At 67.3% G+C, this 24,321-nt stretch carries 28 protein-coding genes; 21 read left to right on the forward strand and 7 right to left on the reverse strand.

The window, feature by feature from the left end; all coding sequences use genetic code 11:
• Positions 1-33: 33 nt before the first annotated feature.
• The 6 genes from guaB to FHT32_RS07250 all read left to right on the forward strand — a co-directional run bounded on the left by guaB (position 34) and on the right by FHT32_RS07250 (position 5,309).
• Positions 34-1,503, forward strand: a complete 1,470-nt coding sequence (guaB, locus tag FHT32_RS07225; protein WP_176663957.1) for an IMP dehydrogenase — start codon at positions 34-36, stop codon at positions 1,501-1,503.
• 77 nt (positions 1,504-1,580) lie between these two features.
• Positions 1,581-1,829 carry a type II toxin-antitoxin system Phd/YefM family antitoxin gene (locus FHT32_RS07230; protein WP_176663958.1) on the forward strand — a complete coding sequence of 83 codons (249 nt, stop codon included), beginning with the start codon at positions 1,581-1,583 and terminating at the stop codon, positions 1,827-1,829.
• Positions 1,826-2,260 carry a type II toxin-antitoxin system VapC family toxin gene (locus FHT32_RS07235; RefSeq protein WP_176663959.1) on the forward strand — a complete coding sequence of 145 codons (435 nt, stop codon included), beginning with the start codon at positions 1,826-1,828 and terminating at the stop codon, positions 2,258-2,260. Before FHT32_RS07230 ends, FHT32_RS07235 begins: the two co-directional genes overlap by 4 nt.
• Positions 2,261-2,270: 10 nt before the next feature.
• Complete coding sequence (gene guaA / locus FHT32_RS07240) at positions 2,271-3,890, forward strand: glutamine-hydrolyzing GMP synthase (RefSeq protein ID WP_176663960.1); 1,620 nt, start codon at positions 2,271-2,273, stop codon at positions 3,888-3,890.
• Positions 3,891-4,032: 142 nt separating this feature from the next.
• Positions 4,033-4,902 (forward strand): hypothetical protein, encoded by an 870-nt coding sequence (locus tag FHT32_RS07245; protein WP_176663961.1) that lies wholly within the window; start codon positions 4,033-4,035, stop codon positions 4,900-4,902.
• An 11-nt stretch (positions 4,903-4,913) separates the two neighbouring features.
• On the forward strand, positions 4,914-5,309 hold the full coding sequence (locus FHT32_RS07250) for a hypothetical protein (protein WP_176663962.1): 396 nt from the start codon (positions 4,914-4,916) through the stop codon (positions 5,307-5,309).
• Positions 5,310-5,389: 80 nt separating this feature from the next.
• Here FHT32_RS07250 and FHT32_RS07255 read toward each other — a convergent pair whose 3' ends face one another.
• On the reverse strand, positions 5,390-6,001 hold the full coding sequence (locus tag FHT32_RS07255; protein ID WP_176663963.1) for a porin family protein: 612 nt from the start codon (positions 5,999-6,001) through the stop codon (positions 5,390-5,392).
• A 245-nt stretch (positions 6,002-6,246) separates the two neighbouring features.
• Here FHT32_RS07255 and FHT32_RS07260 point away from each other — a divergent pair, with 245 nt between their 5' ends.
• Positions 6,247-6,798, forward strand: coding sequence for a 2'-5' RNA ligase family protein (locus FHT32_RS07260; protein ID WP_371132142.1), 552 nt, complete (start codon positions 6,247-6,249; stop codon positions 6,796-6,798).
• Positions 6,799-6,884: 86 nt separating this feature from the next.
• Entirely contained in the window at positions 6,885-7,385 is a 501-nt protein-coding gene (locus tag FHT32_RS07265) for a RidA family protein (RefSeq protein WP_176663965.1), read from the forward strand.
• On the opposite strand, the gene FHT32_RS07270 is transcribed toward FHT32_RS07265, so the two are convergent.
• Entirely contained in the window at positions 7,382-8,452 is a 1,071-nt protein-coding gene (locus FHT32_RS07270) for a DUF72 domain-containing protein (protein ID WP_176663966.1), read from the reverse strand. The genes FHT32_RS07265 and FHT32_RS07270 overlap by 4 nt on opposite strands.
• 60 nt (positions 8,453-8,512) lie before the next feature.
• Here FHT32_RS07270 and FHT32_RS07275 point away from each other — a divergent pair, with 60 nt between their 5' ends.
• The 8 genes from FHT32_RS07275 to FHT32_RS07310 all read left to right on the forward strand — a co-directional run bounded on the left by FHT32_RS07275 (position 8,513) and on the right by FHT32_RS07310 (position 14,993).
• Positions 8,513-9,991 (forward strand): ATP-binding protein, encoded by a 1,479-nt coding sequence (locus FHT32_RS07275; RefSeq protein WP_176663967.1) that lies wholly within the window; start codon positions 8,513-8,515, stop codon positions 9,989-9,991.
• Positions 9,992-10,011: 20 nt separating this feature from the next.
• Positions 10,012-10,662 carry a response regulator gene (locus FHT32_RS07280; protein WP_176663968.1) on the forward strand — a complete coding sequence of 217 codons (651 nt, stop codon included), beginning with the start codon at positions 10,012-10,014 and terminating at the stop codon, positions 10,660-10,662.
• 118 nt (positions 10,663-10,780) lie between these two features.
• Complete coding sequence (locus FHT32_RS07285; RefSeq protein ID WP_176663969.1) at positions 10,781-11,281, forward strand: heme-binding protein; 501 nt, start codon at positions 10,781-10,783, stop codon at positions 11,279-11,281.
• Position 11,282: 1 nt separating this feature from the next.
• Positions 11,283-11,987 carry an ankyrin repeat domain-containing protein gene (locus FHT32_RS07290; protein ID WP_176663970.1) on the forward strand — a complete coding sequence of 235 codons (705 nt, stop codon included), beginning with the start codon at positions 11,283-11,285 and terminating at the stop codon, positions 11,985-11,987.
• Between the two features lie 53 nt (positions 11,988-12,040).
• Complete coding sequence (locus FHT32_RS07295; protein ID WP_176663971.1) at positions 12,041-12,685, forward strand: FMN-binding negative transcriptional regulator; 645 nt, start codon at positions 12,041-12,043, stop codon at positions 12,683-12,685.
• A 1-nt stretch (position 12,686) separates the two neighbouring features.
• Entirely contained in the window at positions 12,687-12,911 is a 225-nt protein-coding gene (locus FHT32_RS07300) for a hypothetical protein (RefSeq protein WP_176663972.1), read from the forward strand.
• Positions 12,901-14,028: a tRNA adenosine(34) deaminase TadA gene (tadA, locus tag FHT32_RS07305; protein WP_176663973.1), complete on the forward strand. Its 1,128-nt coding sequence runs from the start codon at positions 12,901-12,903 to the stop codon at positions 14,026-14,028. Before FHT32_RS07300 ends, tadA begins: the two co-directional genes overlap by 11 nt.
• Entirely contained in the window at positions 14,025-14,993 is a 969-nt protein-coding gene (locus FHT32_RS07310; RefSeq protein ID WP_176663974.1) for an LD-carboxypeptidase, read from the forward strand. The genes tadA and FHT32_RS07310 overlap by 4 nt, the downstream gene beginning before the upstream one ends.
• 62 nt (positions 14,994-15,055) lie before the next feature.
• On the opposite strand, the gene FHT32_RS07315 is transcribed toward FHT32_RS07310, so the two are convergent.
• Positions 15,056-15,391: a hypothetical protein gene (locus FHT32_RS07315; protein WP_176663975.1), complete on the reverse strand. Its 336-nt coding sequence runs from the start codon at positions 15,389-15,391 to the stop codon at positions 15,056-15,058.
• A 388-nt stretch (positions 15,392-15,779) separates the two neighbouring features.
• On the opposite strand from FHT32_RS07315, the gene FHT32_RS07320 reads away from it, so the two are divergent.
• The 5 genes from FHT32_RS07320 to FHT32_RS07340 all read left to right on the forward strand — a co-directional run bounded on the left by FHT32_RS07320 (position 15,780) and on the right by FHT32_RS07340 (position 21,231).
• Positions 15,780-16,727: an adenylate/guanylate cyclase domain-containing protein gene (locus FHT32_RS07320; protein WP_176663976.1), complete on the forward strand. Its 948-nt coding sequence runs from the start codon at positions 15,780-15,782 to the stop codon at positions 16,725-16,727.
• Positions 16,728-16,868: 141 nt separating this feature from the next.
• Complete coding sequence (locus FHT32_RS07325; RefSeq protein WP_176663977.1) at positions 16,869-17,219, forward strand: hypothetical protein; 351 nt, start codon at positions 16,869-16,871, stop codon at positions 17,217-17,219.
• Between the two features lie 205 nt (positions 17,220-17,424).
• Positions 17,425-19,263 (forward strand): DUF1800 family protein, encoded by a 1,839-nt coding sequence (locus FHT32_RS07330; protein ID WP_176663978.1) that lies wholly within the window; start codon positions 17,425-17,427, stop codon positions 19,261-19,263.
• A 25-nt stretch (positions 19,264-19,288) separates the two neighbouring features.
• On the forward strand, positions 19,289-20,785 hold the full coding sequence (locus FHT32_RS07335) for a DUF1501 domain-containing protein (RefSeq protein ID WP_176663979.1): 1,497 nt from the start codon (positions 19,289-19,291) through the stop codon (positions 20,783-20,785).
• A gap of 5 nt (positions 20,786-20,790) precedes the next feature.
• The gene (locus FHT32_RS07340; RefSeq protein ID WP_256098910.1) at positions 20,791-21,231 is read left to right on the forward strand and encodes a hypothetical protein; all 441 of its coding nucleotides are present in this window, start codon (positions 20,791-20,793) and stop codon (positions 21,229-21,231) included.
• Between the two features lie 13 nt (positions 21,232-21,244).
• Here the strand turns inward: FHT32_RS07340 and FHT32_RS07345 are convergent, their stop codons facing one another.
• From FHT32_RS07345 to FHT32_RS07360, 4 genes are read right to left on the reverse strand one after another with little or no spacing between them, the layout of a single operon-like run.
• Positions 21,245-21,601 carry a response regulator gene (locus FHT32_RS07345; RefSeq protein WP_176663980.1) on the reverse strand — a complete coding sequence of 119 codons (357 nt, stop codon included), beginning with the start codon at positions 21,599-21,601 and terminating at the stop codon, positions 21,245-21,247.
• Between the two features lie 52 nt (positions 21,602-21,653).
• Positions 21,654-22,880 (reverse strand): hybrid sensor histidine kinase/response regulator, encoded by a 1,227-nt coding sequence (locus tag FHT32_RS07350; protein WP_176663981.1) that lies wholly within the window; start codon positions 22,878-22,880, stop codon positions 21,654-21,656.
• Positions 22,870-23,487 carry a chemotaxis protein CheB gene (locus FHT32_RS07355; RefSeq protein ID WP_176663982.1) on the reverse strand — a complete coding sequence of 206 codons (618 nt, stop codon included), beginning with the start codon at positions 23,485-23,487 and terminating at the stop codon, positions 22,870-22,872. Before FHT32_RS07355 ends, FHT32_RS07350 begins: the two co-directional genes overlap by 11 nt.
• Positions 23,484-24,320 carry a protein-glutamate O-methyltransferase CheR gene (locus FHT32_RS07360; protein ID WP_256098939.1) on the reverse strand — a complete coding sequence of 279 codons (837 nt, stop codon included), beginning with the start codon at positions 24,318-24,320 and terminating at the stop codon, positions 23,484-23,486. The genes FHT32_RS07355 and FHT32_RS07360 overlap by 4 nt, the downstream gene beginning before the upstream one ends.
• Position 24,321 lies beyond the last annotated feature (1 nt).

Here is a 24,321-nt window from a genome sequence, read left to right on the forward strand (position 1 = left end):
CCTCGTTACAATCCGTCTTTTGGAGCCTCACCCATGCGCCTTCTCGGCAAAGCGCTGACCTTCGACGACGTGTTGTTGGTGCCAGCCTTCTCCCAGGTCCTGCCCAAGGACACCTCCCTCGCCACCAAGCTCTCCCGCAACATCACGCTGAACCTGCCGCTCGTCTCTGCGGCAATGGACACCGTGACCGAAGCCCGCCTCGCGATCGCCATCGCGCAGGAAGGCGGCATCGGGATCGTGCACAAGAACCTCACCGCCCAGCAGCAGGCCGCAGAAGTGGCCCGCGTGAAGCGCTACGAGTCGGGCGTGCTGCGCGATCCGGTCGTCATTACGCCGACGCACTCGGTGCGCCAGGTGATGGCCCTGTCCGACCAACTCGGCATCTCGGGCTTCCCGGTGGTCGACGCCGGCAAGGTGGTCGGCATCGTCACCGGGCGCGACCTGCGCTTCGAGAACCGCTACGACGTGCCCGTCAGCGAGATCATGACGCGCCGCGAAAAGCTCATCACCGTGCCCGACGGCACCACGCTCGCCGAGGCCAAGGCGCTGCTGAACAAGCACAAGCTCGAGCGCCTGCTCGTCATCAACGGCGACTGGGAGCTCAAGGGCCTCATCACCGTCAAGGACATCACCAAGCAGACCAGCTTCCCCAACGCCGCGCGTGACCCGAACGGTCGCCTGCGCGTGGGCGCCGCGGTCGGCGTGGGCGACGGCACCGAGGAGCGCGTCGAGGCGCTGGTGAAGGCCGGCGTCGACGCCATCGTGGTCGACACCGCCCACGGCCACAGCGCCGGCGTGATCGAGCGCGTGCGCTGGGTCAAGAAGAACTATCCGCAGGTCGACGTGATCGGCGGCAACATCGCCACCGGCGACGCCGCCCGCGCGCTGGCCGATGCCGGCGCCGACGCGGTCAAGGTCGGTATCGGCCCCGGCTCCATCTGCACCACCCGCATCGTGGCCGGCGTGGGCGTGCCGCAGATCATGGCGGTCGATAGCGTCGCCACCGCGCTGCAGGGCACCGGCATTCCGCTGATCTCCGACGGCGGCGTGCGCTACTCGGGCGACATCGCCAAGGCCATCGCGGCCGGTGCCAGCACCGTCATGATGGGCAGCATGTTCGCCGGCACCGAAGAGGCGCCCGGCGAAATCGTGCTGTACCAGGGCCGCAGCTACAAGAGCTACCGCGGCATGGGCTCCATCGGCGCGATGCAGCAGGGCAGTGCCGACCGGTACTTCCAGGAGTCGACCACGGGCAACCCCAACACCGACAAGCTGGTGCCCGAAGGCATCGAAGGCCGCGTGCCCTACAAGGGCTCGATCGTCTCCATCGTCTACCAGATGGCCGGCGGCGTGCGCGCCAGCATGGGCTACTGCGGCTGCGCGACCATCGCCGACATGCAGAACAAGGCCGAGTTCGTCGAGATCACCACGGCCGGCATCCGTGAGAGCCACGTCCACGACGTGCAGATCACGAAGGAAGCGCCGAACTACCGCGCTGATTGAGTGGGTTCTGGCCAGACCTTGAAAGTCAGGCCAGATTGGATTTAGAATTTGGGCCAGATTCAAATTTTCTGGCCCAAATGCAATCCATCGGCATCGCCGAAGCCAAGAACAACTTCTCCGCCCTGATCGACTCGGTCGAAAGGGGCGAGGAGGTTCGCATCACCCGCCACGGCAAGGAAGTCGTGCGCATGCTGCCGGTGCGCCGCAAGCCGGTCATCACCGACGAGCAGATCGAGCGCGAGCTGGGCCAGATCGACGCGCTCCACGCCACCATCCAGCCCGGCCCGCAACCGCGCGCCCTGCTCGACGAGGGGCGCCAGCAATGACCGCCTTCGTCATCGACGCCTCGGTCACCGCCGCCTGGCTGCTGCCCGACATGGCCAGCGAACACACCCGCAAGCTTTACGCCGCCATCCGCCGCGACGAAGTGGAGCCGCAGGCGCCCAACGCCTGGCAATGGGAGTGCGCCAACATCCTCGCCAACGGCGTGCGCAGCGGCCGCATTCCCTCGTATTCCGTCGAAGGGCTGTGGAGCGTGCTCGACGCCATCCGCCACCGCGTCGAACTGCACGAACTCGCGCCGGCCCAGCACAAGGCCGTGCTCGCCGTGGCCATCGACGCCGGCATCTCGCTTTACGACGCGGGCTATCTCTGGCTCGCCAAGTCGCTCAACCTCCCGCTCGCCACCTTCGACGAGCAACTCATCAAGGCTGCACCCCGGGCGGGTGTGAAGCTGCTCGACATTTCAACGCTCTGAGTCCTTCGCCATGCAACACGACAAGATCCTCATCCTCGATTTCGGCTCGCAGGTCACGCAGCTCATCGCACGCCGCGTGCGCGAAGCGCACGTGCTGAGCGAAGTGCATCCCTGCGACGTCACCGACGAATGGGTGCGCGAATACGCCGCCGACGGCCACCTCAAGGGCGTGATCCTCTCGGGCAGCCACGCCAGCGTATATGAGGAAACCACCGACAAGGCCCCGCAGGCCGTGTTCGACCTCGGCGTGCCCGTGCTCGGCATCTGCTACGGCATGCAGACCATGGCGCACCAGCTCGGCGGCAAGGTCGAGGGCGGCCACAAGCGCGAGTTCGGCTTCGCGGCAGTGCGCGCCCACGGCCACACCGCACTGCTGAAGGACATCGCCGACTTCACCACCGCTGAAGGGCACGGCATGCTCAACGTGTGGATGAGCCACGGCGACAAGGTCACCGAACTGCCGCCGGGCTTCAAGCTCATGGCCAGCACCGAGAGCTGCCCCATCGCCGGCATGGCCGACGAGGCCCGCCGCTACTACGCGGTGCAGTTCCACCCCGAAGTCACGCACACCATCCAGGGCAAGGCGATCCTCGAACGCTTCGTGCTCGGCATCTGCGGCGCGAAGCCCGACTGGGTCATGCGCGACCACATCGCCGAAGCCGTGCAGAAGATCCGCGAGCAGGTGGGCGATGAAGAAGTCATCCTCGGCCTTTCGGGCGGCGTGGATTCGAGCGTGGCTGCCGCGCTGATCCATCGCGCCATCGGCGACCAGCTGACCTGCGTGTTCGTCGACCACGGCCTGCTGCGCCTGAACGAGGGCGACATGGTCATGGAGATGTTCGAAGGCAAGCTGCACGCGAAGGTGATCCGCGTCGATGCGAGCGACCTGTTCCTCGGCAAGCTCGCCGGCGTGAGCGATCCGGAAGCCAAGCGCAAGATCATCGGCGGCGAGTTCGTCACCGTCTTCAAGCAGGAAGCGGCCAAGCTCAAGGCTGGCGACGGTGGGCACAAGGGCGCGACCTTCCTGGCGCAAGGCACCATCTACCCCGACGTCATCGAGTCGGGCGGCGCCAAGAGCAAGAAGGCCGTCACCATCAAGAGCCACCACAACGTGGGCGGCCTGCCCGAGCAGCTCGGCCTCAAGCTGCTGGAGCCGCTGCGCGACCTGTTCAAGGACGAAGTGCGCGAACTCGGCGTGGCCCTGGGCCTGCCGCCCGAGATGGTGTATCGCCACCCGTTCCCCGGCCCGGGCCTGGGCGTTCGCATCCTCGGCGAGGTGAAGAAGGAATACGCCGACCTGCTGCGCCGCGCCGACGCGATCTTCATCGAGGAGCTGCGCAACTTCACCGACGAAGCCACCGGCAAGACCTGGTACGACCTCACGAGCCAGGCCTTCACCGTGTTCCTGCCCGTGAAGAGCGTGGGCGTGATGGGCGACGGCCGCACCTACGACTACGTGGTGGCACTGCGCGCCGTGCAGACCAGCGACTTCATGACCGCCGACTGGGCCGAGCTGCCGTACGCGCTGCTCAAGAAGGTGTCGGGCCGCATCATCAACGAGGTGCGCGGCATCAACCGCGTGACCTACGACGTTTCGAGCAAGCCGCCGGCGACGATCGAGTGGGAGTGATCCGGTAGCGCCCGGCAGCGGCGCGTACTAACACCCAACCAGAAGAGGCGGGCTCCCTGAAATGAGGGATGCCGGCCTGTTCGGCAATTCGCATACTCCACCGCAGTTCCGGCATCGTCGTGCCGGCAAAGGAGGAGGGAATATGAGAATCGCCTTATTGGCCTTCGTGGCCGGTGCGTCCTTGTTGACCGGATGTGCGGCAAACCTGAAGTCGGTGCGCGACTTCGCGGACGAGACAAAGAAGATCTCGGCCGCGTTCGATCCCTTGCTCGCCGCAACGGTCGAGCAGTGCAGGCAGAAGGTCGAGACCAAGCTGCTGTATGCGGGCGGGCCGGTCAGGAGCTTCAAACCTGAGGAGATTGCGCGCACTGCGGACGACACCTGCAAGTCTGTGGCGGAAAAGAATGCGACCGCCCGGAAGATCGATGCGGTGCTGTTCGACTACGCGGACAAACTCTCCGCGCTTGCAGGCGATGGTGTCGCGAGCTCTGTGGACGACGACTATGACGGGCTGTCCAAGAAGCTTGCCGGCTTCGAGGAGATTCCCAAGGAAAAGCTCGCCGCTGTAACGGCGCTGGCCAAGTTCCTGACAAGGACCGCGATAGCCCAGGCGCAGAAGCAGGCGGTCGCCGAGGCGCTCGACCATGAAGAAGCCGTGGGCGTGCTGGGAGATGCCCTGGTGTTGTACGCCCGCCGTGCCTACGGGGGATTCCTGGCGGATAGCAAGCGCGAGATCGGCATCTACTCGGACGCGCTCAGAGACGGCAGCATTGCCGCTTCGCCGTTGCTCGCAAAGCTCCAGCTGATGGAGCTTCACAAGAAATCACTGGCGATCGCCGAGCGCGAGAAGGTGATTTCTTCACTCGAGAAATCGGTCGCCCAGATGAAGGAGAGCCTCAAGGACTTGCGCAAGAACCTGGACCAACTCAGCGACAAGCAGAGGCGAGAAGAAGTGGTGAAGCTGGCCAAAGAGGTCAGGGCGCTCTATCAGCAACTCGATAAGGCCTTCTAGGAGCAAGCAGCATGGCAACCGTACTCGACCCCGCAGAAGACCTATTCGATTTCGCGGACCAGCTGGGCCTGTTTTCCAGCAGGCTTCTGGTCTACCGCATCAAGAACAAGTCGAAACTGAGCGAGTCCGAGCGGGAAGAACTCCTGAATCTCGAACTCCAGTTGGACAAGGCAACGGCCGATGTCAGGGCTCAGGGAATAGAAGCGCTGGGTGTATTCAGCGCTGACGTACAGGCCGAAATCGTTGCAGCCACAGGGCAAGCCGACGAATTCCTGAAGAAGATCCGCAAGGTCGAAAAAGTCGTCGGCGTGCTGACCGCATTTGCGAGCCTGGCGTTGGCGGTGATCGGGAGGAAGCCCAACGAGATCATCGCCGCGGTGAATGGCGTCAGGACGGCCATCGGCTGAGGTCGGAAGGCCGCGCGCATCGAGCAGGTCCATGCGCGCTTCCTTCTCTCTGTCTGTCTGTCCGTCTCGATCTCCTGGCGTCAGAAGCTCGCCTTCAACCCCACAGTCACCATCCCGCCCTTCGCCTGCTTCGACAGCTTGCCGAAGTAGTCGTAGTCCGCGGTGACCGACAGGTTCTGCGTCACGCGGTATTCCGCGCCGAAGCCGACCATCATGCCGGTCGAGCTGCCCGAGATGCGCTGGCTGGGCAGCGCCCAGTTGTTGTCGCCGGAGATGCGCCCGCGCGCCACGCCAAGGCGGCCGTTGAGCGCGAACGACTCGCCCAGCGGCAGGCGGGCGGTGGCGGCCGCGTAGAAGACCTGGCCGGTGCCGGCCTGCAGGCGGGAGTAGGCGCCGTTCGAGCTCCATTGGCTCACGCGGCCGAGGCGGGCATAGCCTGCTTCCACGCCGAAGGTTTCGGTGAAGCGATATCCGCCGTACAGCTTGTAGGCCGTGCCGGCCTTGCTGCTCTTTTCGCCGCCCCACGGCACCGGCACGCGGCTGGAATTAGACAGGCTGTAGCTCGAACGGCCGATCGCGCCGCCCACGTAGATTCCGGTGTCCTGGTTCGGGCCGGCGGCGCTCGCGGCCGTGGAGATGGTGCCGAGCAGAAGGGCTGCTGCAAGGGCGGTGCAGGCTTGCGTTTTCGTCAAGATGAGTTTCCTGGTTGGATGGTTGAGATCGATCCGACAGGTGGCCGCGCATTGCGGTGCCACCCTCGTGAAACGATTCTCGAAAGCCAGCCTGAAGGGCTGCTTGGCGCTTGCTGAAGAGCAGATGAAGGGCCCGGTCGATGGGCGATGATCGAGACATGTCAGAACAGCTTCTTCTTCCAGGTATCGAGCCTCCGCCGAAACCTCTGCCACGTCCCCGGAGCAAGGCGCGTCATGTGGCGCCGGTGCTCGAGCACTCTCTCTTCTTCGCCATCGTTCCCGCCCCGCATGACGCTGCGTCGATCGCCGCGCTCGGCGAGCGCATGAATTCGCAGCACGCACTGAAAGGAACGCTGGTCGGCGCGCATCGCCTGCATGTCACGCTGTTCGACCTCGGCGACTATTCGAGCGTGCCTGCCGACAAGGTTGCGCTGGCCGTGAAGGCCGCGGCATCGGTGGTGCCGCCCGCATTCGACATCGTCTTCGAGAAGGCCATGAGCTACACCAAGGGCGCTCTCGTGCTGTGCGCCGACGACGACTCGGGCGTCTCGTCGCTCAAGGCATTCAGGCAGCGCCTGGGCGAGGCGCTGGCCGACGCGGGCCTGAAGCCGCCGCGCTCGTTCACGCCGCACATGACGGTGGCCTATGCGCGGCGCAAGCTGGAGAAGCATGCGCTGGAAGAGCCCGTCCGGTGGACCGCGGGCTCGCTGGTGCTGATCGACAGCCATGTGGGCGAGGGCGTCCACGAAGTGCTGGGCCAGTGGCCCGAAGCCGCGCCGGACCTCCCCGCCGCCTGAACTGTTCCGTCTCGCATCGGGGCCTTCTGTATCTGTTTCGATGCGCAACGGCTGGCGACAATGAATCTCTCTTTCACGGAAGCGACATGACGACAGCAGCAGAAAAGACCCGGGACCAGATCGCCGACCAGATCGCGGCGGAGCTGGGCCACAGCTTCGACGGCGAGATCATCGCCGGCGGCCACTACGTGCCGCTGGTGCGCGACGGCCGCACCATCTACCTGAGCGGCCAAGTGCCGCGCGTGGGCACCACGGTGGTGGTCACCGGCCGCGTGGGCGACGCGGTATCGCTCGACAAGGCACGCGAGGGCGCGCAGATCTGCGCGCTGCGCAGCCTCGCGCTGCTGCGGCGCGCCCTCGGCTCGCTCGATGCGGTGGAGAAGGTCCTGCGGGTGGGTGTGTTCGTGCAGTGCACGGCCGATTTCACGCAGCAGAGCGAAGTGGCCGATGCCGCCTCGGACCTGCTGCACCGCGTGTTCGGCGACGCCGGCGTGCATGTGCGCACGGCGGTCGGTGTCTATGCGCTTCCGAAGAACGCGACCGTCGAGGTCGAGATGACGGTCGCGGCAAAGCAGAACATCGGCTAGCGCGGCGCCAGTTCGAGGATGTCCCGCGCCAACTGGGCGATGGTCAGCGGCGCGCAGCCCTCGGCGTTGTTGCTCACCGTGACGAAGGCGTTCTGGCCCGCACGCGTGGTGCCTGCGATCACCTTGGCGAGCGCGGCGCGGGTTTCCGGGTCGGGGTCGACGATCTTGTTGAAGGGCCCATAGAGCTTTTCCGCGTCTTCATACCCGAAACGGCCATGGCGCCGGTGCAGGTTCCAGCGGCACACCAGCGGTCCGGGCCACAGTGACCGCAGCATCGGCAACTGGTCTTCGATGGGCGGCATCTTGGCGTGCAGGCCCATGCAGAAGGTGGCGCGCACGCTGCGCAGCATCTCGGCGAAGGCCGGGTTGAGCAGCTGCGGATCGCGCACCTCGACGGCGATCACCGCATCGGGCGCCGTCGAGCGGATGTCGGGCAGCGATTCGAGCATTGCCGCAATGCGCGAGAGCAGGGCGGGCTGGTCGGCCAGGATGTGTCCCGGGATCGGGCTCAGCTGGAACACCAGCACGCCGATGCGATGGCCCAGCCCTTCCAGCGCGGGCAGCACGAATTCCTGCCGCGCGATCTCGCTGCTGAGGAAAACCGGGTTGGCCTGCATGCCCCGGCCGCTTTCGTCGCGCACGGTGGCGTCGGTCACTAGGCTCGGAGCCTTCACCATGAAGCGGAAGTCGTCGGGCACCATGCCCGCGTAGCGCGCGTACTGGCTGGCGGTGAGGGCGCGGTAGAAGTTGCGGTCCACGCTCACGGTGCGCAGCAGCGGGTGCTTCGCGAGCGCGGAGAGGCCGTTCTTCGACAACACGGTTTCGGCGTACTCGCCGTCCCAGACCAGGTTGGCCCAGCCGGGATAGCTCCACGACGAGGTGCCGAGCCGCAGGTTGGACGGCAACGCGGCCGCCAGTTCGACGAGTTCCGGGTCGGCTGGCGCGGGCTCGACGGTGGCCGTGCGCGGCTTCTTCTTCGCGGACGGCTCGGCGGGCGCCGGTGCGGCTGCCGGTGCGTCCTCGGGGCGCGGAAGATCGGGGAAGAGAGAATCCTGTGTATCGGCCATGTCTGGTGCCGCATTTTCGGCCAAGCGGGCGGTGCCGCGGCGCCGGGCACAATCCGCGCCATGAAACAGTGGTTGCGTTCGCAAGGCGGTTGGTGGCTGGCATGGCTGGCGCTCACCGCCGTGGGCGCGGTGTGGCTTGCACGCTCGGAGCTGGCGCGGATGCACCAGGACTTCGAGACCGACGTGCGCATCGCGCACCGCCTCATGAGCCAGCAGATGGTGCAGTACGACGCCGTGCTGGCCACGCTCGCGCTGCTGGAGCCCAGCACCGGCGCGGACCATCCCGAGCAGCGCCTGCCCTCGGTGTATGCGTCGATCCTGCGCGTGCAGCGCCGCGATCGCGACGAGCCCTGGCCGGACAGCTCGCAGGCCGCCGCACTGGCAGCGGCCGAGGCACGCTCGCGAAGCCTGCAGCGCGCCGAGCTGGCAGCGCTCGACCTGGCCCGTGGCCGCTACGTGCTGGTGACAGGCGCCACGCCGTTCAGCTACGCGCTGGACATCGACCTGGCCGGCTCCGTGCCATGGCGCGACTGGCCGATGAATCCGCAGCGCAGCCCCGTGCGGCTGAGCCTGCAGCGCGACGGGCAGCAACTGGTGCTGCAGCCAGGCATGCTCTCCGCGGGCGCGAACGGATGGCGCTTCGAGCTGAGCAAGGCATTGGCATCGCCGAGCCAGCCCTTCGATCTGATCGCGGTGCGGCAGGTCGGCTGGAGCGAACTGCCGTGGCGTGCCATTGCTGGCTGGGCCGCGGCCATGGCGGTGCTGCTCGTGGGCCTTCGGGCTGCGCAGCGCCAGCGCGTCGCGCGGCGCCGGGCGGAGGAACTGCTGCGGCTCGGGCAGGTCGCGCGGCTCAATGCGCTGGGCGAGCTTTCCGCTGGCCTCGCGCACGAACTCAACCAGCCGCTCACGGCGGTGCTGGCCAACACCCAGGCCGCGCGCCGCCTGCTCGACGACGACCCGCCCGACCTGGACACCGCACGCGATGCGATGGGGCGTGCGGCAGAGCAGGCGCGCTGCGCGGCAGGCGTGGTGGGGCGGCTGCGCCGCGTGATCGAACGGCCGGGCGCCGGCAGCGAGACGAAGCCGCTGGTGCTGCAGGACGTGGTGCGCAGCGCCATGCACCTGCTGGCGCCCGAGTTCGCGAAGCGCGGAGTCGCCGCGCAGTTCGATGCCTCGGCGCATGCGCCGGTGCGCGTGCAGGCCGAGGACGTGGCGCTCGAGCAGATCGTGCACAACCTGCTGATGAACGCGCTGCAGGCGCTCGACCTGGTGCCGGCCGCCGAACGGCGCCTGGTGGTGTCCGTCGATCGCAAGGGACAGGAGGGCGTCCTGACCGTGACCGACAACGGACGCGGCATCGCCCCCGAGGCGCTGCCGCGTCTCTTCGAACCCTTCTTCAGCACGCGCGAGGGCGGGCTGGGCCTCGGCCTGAGCCTCAGCGAGACGCTGGCAAGCGGCATGGGCGGCAGCCTGAGCGCCGCCAATGCCTCGCCGCGCGGCGCGTGCTTCACTTTGCAGCTGCCGCTGGCCAAGCCGTAGTCGTCGCTATCGTCATCGTCGTGAACACTCCGAACACCCATCCGCCGCAGTCCCCGCTGATCCACCTGATCGACGACGACCAGGCGGTGCGCGACAGCCTCTCGCTGCTGATCGGCACGGTCGGGCTGCGCGTGCAGGCCTGGGCCGACCCGCAGGCCTTCATGGACGGCTTTGACCGCGCGAGCGTGGGCGCCATCGTGCTCGACGTGCGCATGCCCGGCATCAGCGGGCTCACGGTGCTCGACCGGCTGGTGGCGCAGGGCGTCGACCAGCCGGTGATCATGCTGACGGGCCACGGCACCGTCGAGATGTGCCGTCGCGCCTTCAAGGCCGGCGCGGCCGAGTTCCTCGAGAAGCCGGTGGACGACGAGCAGCTGCTCGAGGCGCTGCAGCAGGCCGTGCGCCAGCATGTGCGCTCGCGCGAACGCTCGCAGGCCGACAACGCCGCGCGCGAGCGGGTGGCGCAGCTGTCGGAGCGGGAGCGCGAGGTGCTGGCCTTCATCGTGCAGGGGCTCACCAACAAGGAGATCGCGCGCACGCTGGCGCTGTCGCCGCGCACGGTGGAGACGCACCGCGCCAACCTGTTCGCCAAGCTCGACTGCGATTCGCTGGCGCAGCTGATCCGGCGCTATGCGGTGCTGGTGGACGACGGCGCTCCAGGCGCTCCGTAGAACTACGCAGCGGCGGACGTAGCCGTACGAATGGCCGTCGCAGGCCTTGTTTCCTACAGTGGCGCAGCCGCCGGCAACAGCCGGCGCAACCACCCGAATCCACTGGAGAAACCAAACAATGCAAACCATCGTTCGTCTCGGCAGCCTCGCCGTCCTGCTCGCCGCTTCCGTCGCCCAGGCCCAGACGCCCGCACCGGCAGTGCGCACCGAAAAGAACATGTCGCTCGCGCTCGCCAACCAGATCGCGGCCGAAGCCGTGGCGGCCTGCACGGCCAATGGCTACAACGTGTCCGCCACCGTGGTCGACCGCGCCGGCACCGTGCGTGCCGTGCTGCGCGCCGACAACGCCGGCCCGCACACGCTGGGTTCGAGCGAGCGCAAGGCCTGGACCTCGGCCTCCACCAAGAGCACGACGCAGGCCGTGATGGAAAACGCGCAAAAGAACCCGGCGGCCGCCAACCTGGTGTTCATGCCGGGCTTCCTGGCGCTGGGCGGCGGCGTGCCGATCAAGTCGGGCAATGAAGTGATCGGCGCGGTCGGCGTGGGCGGCGCGCCCGGTGGCCACCTCGACGAGCAGTGCGCCAACGCAGCGCTCGAGAAGGTCAAGGGCCTGCTCTGATATGAAGGCGCGCGGTATCCGGACGGGTGTGCTGGCGGTCGCGCTCGGGCTGGGCGTGCCGCTGGGCGCGCTCGCCCAGGTGCCGCCGCTGGCGGCCGACGTGCTGGCCTTCGACGGGCTGCACCAGGCCGCGTGGCATGGCGACCTGCACAAGCTCAAGGCGCTGATCGCCTCGGGCGCCAATCTCGATGCGCGCGATGCGCGGGGCCGTACGCCGCTACACGTCGCCACGTTCGCGAGGCAGCGCGATGCGATCAGGCTGCTGGCCAAGGCCGGCGCGGACCTCGACCTGCTGGAAGGCGACCGCTATGACGCCATCACCATCGCCTCGGTGGCGGACGACGCCGCGACGCTCTCGGTGCTGCTGTCGCTGGGTGCCAGGCCCGGGCAGACCACGAGCCGCTACGACGGCACCGCTCTCATCGCGGCGGCCCATCTGGGGCACGACGAAGTGGTGCGCAGGCTGATCGCTGCGGGAGCGCCGCTCGACCACGTCAACAACCTGCACTGGACGGCGGTGATCGAGTCCATCGTGCTCGGCGACGGCGGCCCGCGCCACCAGCGCACGCTGGCTGCGCTGGTCGAGGCCGGCGCCAGCCTCAAGCTCACGGACCGCCAGGGCAACACGCCGCTGCAGCTGGCGAAGGCGCGCGGCTACACCGCGATGGTGAAACTGCTGGAGACGCCGCGGGCAACAACTAGGTAGGCAGCTCAGGGAGAATGGGGCCTCGCCACGAGGTTCCACGAGGAATACGCCCCATGTACATGCCCCCGCAGTTCAATGCCAAGGACCCGGCCATCGCGCTGGAACTGATGCGCTCGCACCCGTTCGCGAGCCTGATCTCGAACGACGACGACGGGCTGCCGTACGTCACGCACCTGCCCCTGGTGGCCGAGCGGCGCGCAGGCGACGAGCTGGTGCTGTGGGGGCACTGCGCCAAGCCCAATCCGCACTGGCGTTACCTGCAGGCGCGCCCCCGGGCCGCAGTCACCTTCCTCGGGCCGCATTCGTACCTGTCGCCCTCCGTCTATCCCGATCTGGCCCGCGTGCCGACATGGAACTACCTGGCGGTGCATTGCACCGTGGAGGCCCGGCTGATCGAGGAGCCGGCCGACAAGGACGTGCTGCTCAAGAAGCTCATCGAAGACCACGAACCCGCCTACGCGCAGCAGTGGCGCGACCTCGGCGAGGAGTTCCAGCTGAAGATGCTCGCCGGCATCGTGGGCTTCGAACTGCGCGTGACGGCGCTGCAATGCAAGATCAAGCTCAACCAGCACCGGCGCGAGTCGCACGCCGCGATGCACGCGGTCTACAGCGCGGGTACGCCGGACGAACAGGCACTTGCCGTGTGGATGGACCGCCTGGGCATGACGGCCGAGGCCCCGTTGGCGGAGGGGCGCTGAGATGCGCGGGCTGGGCCTGATCGGCCTCGTGCTCGTGCTGGCGATCGTTGGGCTGGTCGCAAAGAAGCAACTGACCAGCGCGGCTACGCCGACGCGCCCGGCCGCGCCGGGCGTTCAGGCGCCGGCTTCCGGCGGTGCGCCCGTGAATCCGCAGCAGGTTCAGCAACAGGTCAAGGAAGCGCTGGACGCCGCCGTGAAGACACGGCAGATGCCCGATGACAACTGAGCCCCTTTCGTCCCTTCCGTCGCCCGTGGCGCACGACGACGCGCACTGGATGGCGCTTGCGCTCGCCGAGGCGCGGCTTGCCGCCGAGGCGGGCGAGGTGCCGGTGGGAGCGGTGCTGGTGAGGGATGGCCGGTTGATCGCTTCGGGGCGGAACACGCCGGTGGCGCAGCATGACCCGAGCGCGCATGCGGAGATCAACGCGCTGCGTGCAGGCGCCGCGGCGCTCGGCAACTACCGGCTCGACGGCTGCGAGCTGTTCGTCACGCTCGAGCCGTGCGCGATGTGCTCTGGGGCGATGCTGCATTCGCGCCTGGCGCGCGTGGTGTACGGCGCGGCCGATCCGAAGACCGGCGCGGCGGGCTCGGTGCTCGACCTCTTCGCCGAGCCGCGGCTGAATCACCACACGCGGGTGCAGGGCGGGGTGCTGGCGCAGGAATGCGCCGGGGTGCTGCAGGCCTTCTTCCAGCAACGCCGCAGCGCCGCGCGGGCGCAGGCCGAGCCGCTGCGCGACGACGCGCTGCGCACGCCTAGCGAGCGCTTCGATGCGCTTCTGGCCTACGGCTTCGCACCGCACTACGTGCAGGACCTGCCGAGCCAACATGGCTGGCGCATGCACTACGTGGATGAAGGCGCTGGCGACGATGCCGCGTGCTGCATCTGCCTGCACGGTCCAGGCGAATGGGGCTATTTCTTCAGGCACCTGGTGGGCGCGCCAGGCCTGCGCACCCTGGTGCCCGACCTCATCGGCTTCGGCAAGAGCGACAAACCCAAGCGCGAGACGCCGCATCGTCTCGAGTGGCATCGCGACGTGCTCCTCGAATGGCTCCACCGCGTGCGACCCGGATCGACGCCGATGGCGCTCGTGCACAGCAACGCGGGCTCGGGCCTCGCAGCGCTGCTGATGGCAGCCGCGCCGGAACGTTTCGCTGCCGCGCTCGCCGCGCCGGAAGGAGGAGAGCGCATCGGGGATGCATGGCGCGCGCCTTTTCCCGACCGGGGCTACGAAGCAGCGCTGCGTGCGCTCGGGCCCATCGCGACTTCCTCCGGGCCGTCGCCCGAGCAGGCCCGAACGTTCGTGCTGCAAGTGAGAAACGCAATGGGATACTCGAACGCGTGACCAAACACATCTACATCTACTCTCCCTCCAGCGCGGTCCGCGACAAGGCCGCTTTCCGGCGCGGCGTGAAGCGGCTCAAGGCGCTGGGCCATGAAGTCGAAGTCGACGATGCGGCACTCTCGGTGCACCAGCGCTTCGCGGGCGACGACGCCACGCGGCTCGCCGCGATCTCGCGCGCTGCGGCCAGTGGCGCCAACGTGGCGCTCATCGCGCGCGGTGGCTACGGGCTCACGCGCATCCTCGACGCCATTCCGTACAAGACGCTGACCAAGGCGATCGAGAAGGGCACCGAATTCGTCGGCTGCAGCGACTTCACTGCGCTGCAGAACGCGCTGCTGACCAAGACCGGTGCCGTGACCTGGTCGGGCCCCGCGGTCGGAGAGGACTTCGGCGCCGAAGACGGCCCCGACGACATCATGGAAGCCTGCTTCGACGACCTCCTCACGGGGCAGGGCGAAGGCACCGGCTGGCGCATGCCGGCGCGCGACACGGACCTGAAGTTCAAGCCCGTGCAGGACGCGGTGCTGTGGGGCGGCAACCTCTGCGTGCTCACCAGCCTGCTGGGTACGCCGTATTTTCCGGCGGTGGACAAGGGCGTGCTCTTCATCGAGGACGTCAACGAGCACCCCTACCGCATCGAACGCATGCTCGAGCAGTTGCGCATGGCCGGCGTGCTGGCGCGCCAGCGCGCGATCGTGTTCGGGCAGTTCACCGGCATCCGCAGCGTGCCGGGCTACGACCGCGGTTTCGGCCTCAATACGGTGATCGACCGGCTGCGCTCGACGCTCAAGATCCCGGTGCTCGCCGGCCTGCCGTTCGGCCACGTGCAAACAAAGGTTCTATTGCCTGTGGGCGCGAAGGTGTCGATGGCGGCGGAAGGGCGTGATATTTTTCTCGTTTGGGGCCACCGACACGCGTCCGCGCATGACGATCACCATGGACATGACCATCATCACGACCATTGATCAGGACACAAAGAAAATAAAACGTTAAAAACGAAAACGGCCCCGAAAGGGCCGTCGTCGTTTCATTTGGTTTGGGTAAAGCGCTGGTGTGCCCGCGGCCCCATCGAACCGGGCAATCCACCTTTGAACATGCTGTTGATGGCTTTCATTTGCCGACGTGCGGCGGTTTCACCGTCGATGGCGCTCAACGCCATCATCACGTCTTGCCGCAGGTACCAAAGCGCCTCGACGTCGGCGGCGAAACGCACCCGCTGACTGACGCGCTGGACCGAGTGGCCGCCATGACCCTGGAGCACCGACAGCATCGCGGTACGAATGCGCCCCAGTTGGCTCTCCGTCGCCTGGCGGGATCCGAAGCCAGGTACGTTCAGCAGACGAAGAATGCGGCGCAAGAGCATGGGACGGGAAGTGTATTGCCGGAAGCGGGAACGGCCGCTACCTTAAGCCTCAGTTAACCATTCCACAAGATCCGAAACGATGTTTCTTGTTTGCAAACAACACGCTTTACTTATCGCTTTCACTAGTCATTGAATTTTGTTTTCTAAAGTACTACAAGTCGATAAATGAAATGAACCTATTGCATCTGTTCATTCACGGGCGGCGTATACATGCCCCTGATGCCCCGATGCGATAGTTCTACTTGTCGAAGGCGAAGAACAAAGCAAGGCCGCCTCTTCAGCGCATGAACGTACATGCCGTGCATGCGCCAGGAGAGCTGCCTGCCGGGAAATGCAGGGAGCCCACGGGCATCTATAACCAGCGATAGAAATCGAGAATCACAAGAGTATGGGTGTCAATTCCACAGTCGTATTCGCGGACTTGACGGGGAGCACGCGGGTCTTCGAGGCCATGGGGAATGCACGTGCCACCGAGACCGTGACCCGGCTGACGCAGTGGATCGGCGGCGTGTGCCAGGCGCACGGCGGCCGGGTGGTGAAGTCGCTCGGCGACGGCGTGTTCGCCATCTTCACCAGCGGCGCGGCGGCCACGCATGCGGTCATCGAGTTGCAGCGCTACCACCAGAAGCGGCTGCTCGCGTGGCCGGCACCCTTGCGCATGGCGCTGCAGATCGGCGTGGCCAGCGGCGAGGTGGTCGAGGTCGAGGGCGACTGCTACGGCGATGCCGTCAACCTGGCCTCGCGGCTGAGCGACCTGGCCGGCCCGGGGCAGATCTGGGTGACCGCCGCGGTCATCTCCCAGCTGCGCGAAGGCTCGGTGCAGCATCGCGACCTGGGCCTCATCAACATCCGCGGGCGCAGCGAGATGTCGGTGGTGCACCGCATCGACTGGCAGGAGGACGTGACGTCGTTCCTCACCGTGCCCGCCGCGCTGGCTCCCTTGCGCATGCCCGACTCCTCCTTCGGCCAGATCGAGTTGGCGTGGCTCGACGTGCGCTCGATGTTCCGTACGGAGCAGCTTCCGATTCACCTGGGCCGCGTCGACGACGCCCAGTTCGTGGTCAACGACCCCCGCGTGTCGCGGCTTCATGCGCGAATCGAACTGCGGCAGGGCAGTTGCGTGCTGATCGACGTCAGCACCTACGGCACCTGGGTGCGCTTCCACGGCAACGACGGGCCGAGCACCGAGATCGCCCTGCGGCGCGAAGAGTGCGTGCTGCACGGCCGCGGCGAAATCGGCCTGGGCGCACCGCTGAGCGACATCAGCGCACCGACCATCGCCTTCAACACGACCAGCGGCGACGTGATGCTGTCGCGCCGCGAGATCGCGCGCTGACTTCGGCGCTGAACACAGCGCTGCACCGCTCGCCGCGGTGACCTTTGGCTACCATGCTTGTCTGCAATCGGGTGCACCGCGAAGATGCATCCGGCGTTGCGTATTCACCCGGGCGTGTCCGCCCTTGGCCCTGGAGCCACCGTGAACCTCAAAACTCGATCTTCTGTTTTCAAGTGGGCGGCCGTCGGTGCCGTCATTGCCGGCGCGCTGCTGGCCGCGGGAGCCGCGAATGCGCGCGGAAGCTGGTCGGTGCAGATCGGCACCCCCGGCTACGTGGCCGGCGGCTACCCGGCACCGTACTACGCGCCACCGCCGGTCTACACCTATCCGGCTCCGATCTATTACGAACCGCCGCCGCCGGTCTACTACCGGCCGCCGCCTCCGGTGTATTACCGTCCGGCCCCCATCTACACCCCGCCGCCCGGCCGCATCTACTACGGCCCCGGCTACCCCTATCGGCCGCCGAACGGGTGGGATGACGAGCGCGACTGACGCTGTCGTCTGAATGTTTGCTGAAGCATTGGCATGCCCTCTGGCATGCCAATTTTGTTTCAAGGAGTGACTAAAAAGTCACATTGGCACACATTTTTGTGGCGACCCCCCCAGTTTTGGACATCCGTCCGGTTGTTTTCCGCAGGGGCATGCCGCTTGCCTTGATCCCTCCGACAGGCGTCGATACGCCGCAGGAGCGAGGATCATGTTGGAACAATTGGAGGCCGAGCGCGCAAGACCGGCCGACGAGTTGGTGTACGTCGCGGAGACAGCGGCAAGAGGCGAGCAAAAGGCAACTCCGGACGGCTCGCGGCCCCTGAAAGTCGCGGCGGCGTTCTCGATGGCTGCGGCGCTGGCCGCATGCGGTGGAGGCGGGGGCGGCGGTGGTGGCTCCGCGGGCGTGGGCCTTCCGGTCGGAGGCCCGCCGCCCGGTTCCAACCCTGGACCGGCCACGATGCCCGACATCGGCCCCTATCGCTACACCCAGGCCAAGTCCGACGCCGAAGCCGCGCGCTTCCTGCTGCAGGCCCAGTTCTCTGCCTCGGACGCCGAGATCGCCGCCGTGCGTGCCAAGGGCTACCTGCCGTGGCTCGGCGAACAGTTCGGCGCGGCGCGGGAGCCTTCCGCCTGGGAGTGGGTCAACGGCAAGGAATACGGAACAGTCGAAACCGACGCCATGATCTGGCGCCAGCTCATGACGGCCGCCGACCCGGTGCGCAAGCGCATGGCCCTGGCGCTGAGCGAGATCTTCGTGGTCTCGGGCACCGAGATCGGCTCGAGCTGGCCCACGGCCATGATGGCCCAGTACTGGGACATGCTGGCCAACGGCGTCACCGGCAACTTCCGGCAGTTGCTGGAAGACGTGACGCTGAACCCCGCGATGGGCTTCTATCTCAACACCCGCGGCAACCGGAAGGAAGACAACTCCGGCCGCCAGCCCGACGAGAACTACGCGCGCGAGGTCATGCAGCTCATGACCATCGGCCTCTACCAGCTCGAGGACGACGGCACGGTGAAGACCGGCGCCGACGGCCAGCCGATCGAGACCTACGTGCAGAACGACGTGACGAACCTCGCGCGCGTCTTCACCGGCTACGACCTCGACATCCGCTCGGCGGAGCGCAACGCCTTCACCCCGCCCGGAGCCAGCTACACGATCGAGACCAACGAGTGGACCACGCGTCCCATGGCCTACAAGGCCTCCAACCACTCGATGCTGGAGGCACGTTTCCTGGGCGCCACGGTGCCCGGGGGCACGGACGGCCCGACGGCGCTGAAGATCGCGCTCGACACGCTCTTCAATCACCCGAACGTCGGCCCCTTCATCGCCCGGCAGCTGATCCAGCGGCTGGTCACCAGCAATCCCAGCCCGGCGTACGTCCAGCGCGTGGCAGATGTCTTCGCCAACAACGGCGCGAGCGTGCGCGGCGACATGAAGAGCGTGTTCGCGGCCGTGCTGCTCGACGACGAGGCACGCGGCCCGGCGGGCCTTTCCGATCCGAACTTCGGCCACCTGCGCGAGCCCATGCTGCGGTTCGTGCAATGGGGGCGCACCTTCGGCATCGGCTCGGCATCGGACAACTGGAAGATCGGCAATACCTCCGATCCGAGCTCGAACCTGGGCCAGTGCCCGCTGCGCTCGCCCTCGGTCTTCAACTTCTTCCGTCCCGGCTACGTGCCGCCCTCGACCGCGATCGCCAGCAACAAGATGGTCGCGCCCGAGTTCCAGCTGGTCAACGAGACCAGCGTGGGCGGCTATCTCAATTTCCTGCAAGGCATGCTGAAGAACGGCTTCGACAGCCAGGACGTGATCGCCACCTACACGGCCGAGAAGGCGCTGGTGAACGACCCCGCCGCGCTGGTGCGCCGGCTGAACCTGCTGCTCACCGGCAACCAGCTCTCGGCCGCGACTGTCGCGCTGATCACCGACGCGCTGAGCAAGGCGCCGCTGGTGAACCCCACCACCGACGCCCGCAGGCTCGACCTGATCTGCGCCGGCGTGCTGCTGGTGATGGGCTCGCCCGAATACCTCGTGCAGAAATGAAGAAAGAAGCCGGAGCCAACCGAACATGCACCTGATCGATCCCGCCCGCCACACGCGCCGCGCTTTCCTGCGCCGCTCGGGCCAACTCGCGATGGCCGGCACCGCGCTGCCGTTCGCGCTCAACCTCGCCGCCATGGGCGAGGCCGCCGCGCAGGCCGCACCGAGCGACGACTACAAGGCGCTGGTCTGCGTCTTCCTGTTCGGCGGCAACGACTACGCCAACACGCTCGTCAACTTCGACACCGACAGCTACAACAAGTACAGCACCATCCGAGGCGCCATCGCGCTGCCGTACGCGGGCCTCGCAGCCACCGAGCTCAAGCCCACCGTGGCGCTCGCCAACGGCCGCAAGTACGCGCTGAACCCTGCAATGGGCGGCCTCGCCACGCTCTTCGACCAAGGCAAGTTGGCCGTGCAGCTCAACGTCGGCCCGCTCGTCAAGCCGCTCACCCGTGCGCAGTTCAACAGCCCGAACCGCCGGGATTTCCCGATCCCGCCCAAACTGTTCTCGCACAACGACCAGCAGTCGATCTGGCAGTCGTCATCGCCCGAGGGCTCGACCATCGGCTGGGGCGGCAACCTCGGCGACCTGATGCTCAACGGGCAGCGCGACGCATCGCTGTTCACCTGCATCTCGGTGGCGGGCAACGCTGTGTTCCTGTCGGGTGACGAGGCGCTGCAGTACCAGGTCGGCACGGGCGGCGCTGTGCGCATCAACAGCGTGAGCCCGGCCACCGGCAGCGTCTACGGCTCATCGGCGGTCAAGGCGGCCATGCAGCAACTGGCGCAGCAGGGTCGCAGCCACACGCTGGAGAACGAATACAACAAGGTCACGCTGCGCGCGGTGGAGGCGGAAGGAAGGATCACCTCCGCCATCCAGTCCGATGTGATGGACGTCACCTTCCCCACCAACGGCAACAACCTGGCCGCCCAGCTCAAGATGGTGGCCCGCCTGATCCGCGGGCGCGCCTCGCTGGGCGTGAAGCGCCAGGTGTTCTTCGTCTCCATGGGCGGCTACGACCTGCACGACGACCTCGACACCAAGCAGGGGCCGCTGATGCAGCGCCTGTCCGACGCCATGGTCGCCTTCCAGAAGCAGATGGAAAAACTCCAGATCGCCGACAAGGTCACGGCCTTCACCGCCTCCGACTTCGGCCGCACGCTGTCGAGCAACGGCAACGGTTCCGACCACGGCTGGGGCAGCCATCACTTCGTGATTGGCGGTACCGGCCCTGACGATGGCACGGGCAAGGGCCCGGGAGCGGTGAAAGGCAAGGCCTTCTACGGCACACCGCCGCCGGTGAGCGTAGGCAACACCGCCGCCGACGACGACCAGTGGCACGTCGGCCAGGGCCGGCTGCTGCCCACCACGTCGGTGGACCAGTACGCGGCCACGCTGGCCAAGTGGTTCGGCGTGCCCGACTCCGACCTCAACAGCATCCTGCCCAACCTGAAGAATTTCAACAACGTCACCGCGCCCAGTGGCATCGTCTACCCGCGCACCATGGGGTTCATGGCATGAACGCAATGACTGAAATGAGCGCGATGAGCGCAATGAGCTCGATCGGCGGCCTCAACGGCATGGAGGGCGGCGCCAGCGTGGACTTCGGTCCGGAAAGCACGCTCCCGGAGCGCTCCCACTCGCACGCCCGGCAGGTGACGCACGTGCGTCCGTTCTCCAGCGTCGAGGCAGCCATCGCGGCGATCGAGTCGCTGGACCGCGAACTCAAGAAGTTCGAACTCGCGGTGGCCGACAGCCTGCAGGATTATCTGGGCGTGCAGATGGCGCAGATCACCGACAGCGCGCTGGCCCGGGGCTGGGAGCCGCTCAGCTTCATCCAGAAGGACGGCTTCCGCGTCTACCGCTACGAGGCGATCCGCTCCGCGCCGCGCGGACTTTCCTCGGCCGAGCTGGCGGCGAAGCTGGAACGCCGCAGCCGCTCCGGCCGCTCCCGTTCCTCGCGCTGAACTCGCCTCGACCTCACCCTCCCGCCAGGATGCGCTCGAGCTTCTCGATGTCGACCGGCTTCTGCAGGTGGTGGTCGAACAGCCCCTCGGCCGACTGGCCGGCCATGTCCTGCGCCGAAAAGCCGGTCACGGCAACCAGCAGCTTCGGCGTGCCTTCGGCCTTGCTCTCGCGCAGCTGCCGCGCCACCTCGGTGCCCGGCATGTCGGGCAGGCCCAGGTCGATGAGCGCGGCGTCGAAGCTCTCGGCGGCGGCCGCGTCCAGTGCCTGCCGCGCGGTGTAGGCGCAACGCGCCGTGTGGTCGTGCAGGCCCAGCAGTTCCTGCAGCAGGTCGGCCGAAGCCTTGTTGTCGTCGACGATCAGCACGTTCACGGGAAGTCTTCTTTCAGGTCAGTCAATCGGCAAATGAATCGATCGGGCAGGGCTATGCGCCCGTGCCATCGGTGGGGTCGGCGGGGTCGGGCGCGCGCAGCGGCAGCTCGACCACGAAGCGCGAGCCTTCGCCCGGCGCGCTCTCCACGGCGATCCGCCCGCCGTGCAGGTCGACGATCTTGCGCGTGATGTAGAGCCCCAGGCCCAGCCCCGCCGCGTGCTTGCGGCTGACGTCGGTGCGCTCGAACTGCTCGAAGATCCGGGCCTGGTCTTCCTGTGCAATGCCGATGCCCTGGTCGCGCACCGCCACCTGGGCGGTGTTTCCCAGCTGCTGCACGACCATTTCGACCGGCTTGCCGCCTCCGTAGCGCAGCGCGTTGGTCAGCAGGTTGGTGAGCACCTGTTCGATGCGGAACTCGTCCCATGCGCCGCGCAGCTCCGCCGGCGCCGACAGCGTGATGGCCGAGCCGGCGGACTCCGCCTGCTGGCGCAGGTTTTCCACCACCGCCTTCGCGAGCGCCGCGAGATCCACCGGCTGCGGCTTGATCGACAGCGCGTCGCGCCGCATGCGCGTGACGTCGAGCATGTCGTCGATCAGCCGCACCATGTTGCGGATCTGCCGCTGGTCGCGCTCGATCATGGCGGGCAGCCGCTCGGGCGAGAAGCTGTCGAGCTTGCCCTTGGACAGGTGCAGCTGGCGCAGCTGCGCCTCCAGGTAGAGCGTGTTGAGCGGCGTGCGCAGCTCGTGCGACACCATCGACATGAAGTCGTCGCGCATGCGCACCGCGTGCTCCAGCTCGAGCTGCGTCTGCTGCAGCTGCTGCACCAGCTCTTCCTGCTTCTTGTGCGCGGCGGCCAGCAGGTCCATCTCGTGGCGCAGCGCCTTGCGGTGCTGGTAGAGATCGACGAACACGTTCACCTTGCTCACCACCGCGTGCGGGTCGAGCGGCTTGTGCAGGAAATCGACCGCGCCGCTCTCGTAGCCCTGGAAGGCGTAGTTGAGCTCGCGTCCGGCGGCGCTCACGAAGATGATCGGGATGTGCCTCGTGCGCTCGGTGCCGCGCATCAGTTCGGCCAGCTCGAAGCCGTTCATGCCGGGCATCTGCACGTCGACGATGGCGAGCGCGAATTCGTGCTCCAGCAGCAGCGCCAGCGCGGCGTCGGCCGAGCCGGCGCGGTACGCGGTGCGGCCCGGCGCGCGGATCAGCGCCTCCAGGGCCAGCAGGTTCTCTGGCAGGTCATCGACGAGCAGCAGCTTGCTTTCGATGTCAATGTTCACGGACGGCCTCCAGTTGGAGCAGCAGGTCGCGCAGTTCGCGCAAAGGCAGGACGTAGTCGGGCATGTGGCGCGCGATGGCGGCAAGGGGCATGGTGGGAATCTGGGCTTCCCTGGGTTCCTGCACGGCGGTGAGCCCGCCGGCCAGGTGGATCCGGCGCAGGCCTTCGGCCCCGTCGTCGTTCGCGCCGGTCAGGAGGAAGCCGGCGAGGGCGGGGCCGTAGGCATCGGCGGCGGAGGCCATCAGCACGTCGATGGACGGCCGCGAGAACAGCACCGGCGGCTCGCAGCTCAGCGAGAACGAGCGCTCGCGTTCTATGGACAGGTGGTAGCCGGGCGGCGCGAAGTACAGGCTGCCGTCGGCCAGCGGCATCTTGTCGTTGGCCTCGTGAACCGGGATCGGCAGGCGCTGTGCGAAGATCTCGGCCAGGTGGCTCTCGTGCTCCTCGGGCAGGTGCAGGACCACCGCCATCGGTATGTGCCAGCCGGCCGGCAGGTCGTGCAGCAGCTCGGAGAGCGCGTCGATGCCGCCGGCCGAGGCGCCCAGCACCACGGCGTCCACGCGCTTGCGAACCGGCGGGCGCAAATTGCGCTTCGGCTGGCTTGTCATGCGGCCTTCTTGCGGTAGATGCGCTCGGCACGCGCGTGCGTGTCGAAGCGGTCGGAGTAGCCGGAGAAGTCGATGCTCTCCTTCGAGCCCAGCCCCAGGAAGCCGCGATGCGACAGCGATTCGTGGAACAGGCCCAGCGCCCGGTCCTGCAGCTCGCGGTTGAAGTAGATCAGCACGTTGCGGCACGACACCAGCTGCGTCTCGGCGAAGACGCTGTCGGTCGCGAGGCTGTGGTCGGCGAAGATCACGTCGGCGCACAGCGTGGGGTCGAAGCGCGCCGCCTCGTAGGCGGCTGTGTAGTAGTCGGAGAACTCGCCGCGGCCGCCCGCGCGCTGGTAGTTGGCGGTGTAGCCCCGGATGGCCTCCAGCGGGAAGATGCCCTGGCGCGCCTTCTCGAGCGAGGCCGGGTTGATGTCGGTGGCATAGATCTGCGTGCGGCCGAGCAGGCCTTCCTCGCGCAGCAGGATGGCGAGCGAGAACACTTCCTCTCCGGTGCTGCAGCCCGCCACCCACACCTTGACCGAAGGGTAGGTGTGCAGGATCGGCACCACGTGCTGGCGCAGCGCGAGGAAGTAGGCCGGGTCGCGGAACATCTCGCTCACCGGGATCGTCAGGAACTGCAGCAGCCGGCCGAAGAGCGAAGGGTCGCGCAGCACACGCTCCTGCAGCGCCGAGATGCTGGGCAGCCCGAGCTGGTCGAGCGCATGCAGCACGCGGCGCTTCTGCGAGGTCGCCGTGTAGTTGCGGAAGTCGTAGCTGTACTTGAGATAGATCGCCTCCATCAGCAGGCGCAGCTCGATCTCGGTGTCGCTCAGCGGCTGCAGCGGTTGCAGC

Origin of the sequence: Variovorax sp. SG517 (assembly GCF_013376045.1) — a bacterium.
In the GTDB taxonomy this organism is placed as follows: domain Bacteria; phylum Pseudomonadota; class Gammaproteobacteria; order Burkholderiales; family Burkholderiaceae_C; genus Variovorax.